Source organism: Bradyrhizobium valentinum (assembly GCF_001440405.1).
Classification (GTDB): domain Bacteria; phylum Pseudomonadota; class Alphaproteobacteria; order Rhizobiales; family Xanthobacteraceae; genus Bradyrhizobium; species Bradyrhizobium valentinum.
This window is the reverse complement of the sequence record NZ_LLXX01000086.1, coordinates 1-1,071: the sequence shown is the minus strand read 5'-3', so window position 1 is coordinate 1,071 and position 1,071 is coordinate 1. Positions and strand designations below refer to the sequence as shown.

Here is a 1,071-nt window from a genome sequence, read left to right as displayed (position 1 = left end):
CCGGCATCGACTTCGTGAAAGAGCGCCGTCACCTGCCGTCAGGGTGAACCGGACGGGCAGGCCATTGGTATCGACCACCGCATGAATCTTAATATTACCACCTCGTGATCAACTCATGGACTGCTTCTTGTTGCGGGCGATGGATGCGGCGTGCTGATACACGGATAGATGTTGCCGATTGGCTCCGTTTTACGATTACTCATGATGACATTCCTCGTTAATGCGCGCGGCCGCGCACCCTTGGCCGCAGCGTGTTTAGCGACGAGTCCGTTCGGACCAGTGGTGGCTAGATGATAAGGACTGGCTTGTAACGGCAACTCCAATATTCGATTGCCCTCTTGGTCGCTCAATGCGTCGCCGAAGACCAGGATAAATGGTCGACAAGTCTAACCGCGCGATCCCCAAATAGTTCCTTCCCGAGGCCCCGGCCAGCACTCAGGAACCAATCCGGCACATCCAGCATTCGTAGTAAGTCCCTGTATGCCGCGTATCATCATGCCATGAGCGCTCCTGTAAAGCAGGCTTTTCACATCGAGGAGATCTTCCCCTCAATTGACTGTGGCCGCTTTGCGGTCAAACGAATCGTGGGCGAGACCTTCGAGGTCTGGGCAGACATCTATCGCCACGGCCACGATGTCGTTGCCGCAGACTTAATATGGCACCGCGAGCCCGAATCCGATTGGCAGCGGACCGCCATGATTCACCATGGCAATGACCGCTGGATGGGATCCTTCGTGCCTGAGAAGACCGGCCTCTACAGCTACGCGATTGAGGCGTGGACTGACGAATTCGGGACGTGGCGACATGCCTTTGAGCAAAAACGCAAAGCCAATGTGGCGACCGAGCTTGACGTTATGGAGGGAGCTTCGCTGCTTACCCGCGCTCTTAGCGGCGGTCAGGAAGCCACAGTAAAGATCGCGCGTGCATGCGAAACCTTCTTACAGTCGGGCAAGTGCGAGAGCCTGCTCGCCGATGACCTTAAAAAGGCGATGGCCGAAGCGCAAGAGCGGACGGATCTCACCCGATCGAAGCCACTGACACTCGTCGTGGATAGGCCCAAGGCCCGCTGCA

The 1,071-nt window shown here is 57.0% G+C and carries 1 protein-coding gene; it reads left to right on the top strand.

Annotation, left to right across the window (positions count from 1 at the left end; genetic code table 11):
- Positions 1-500: 500 nt before the first annotated feature.
- A partial coding sequence (locus CP49_RS13150; protein ID WP_156438366.1) for a maltotransferase domain-containing protein occupies positions 501-1,071 on the top strand: 571 nt, incomplete at its 3' end.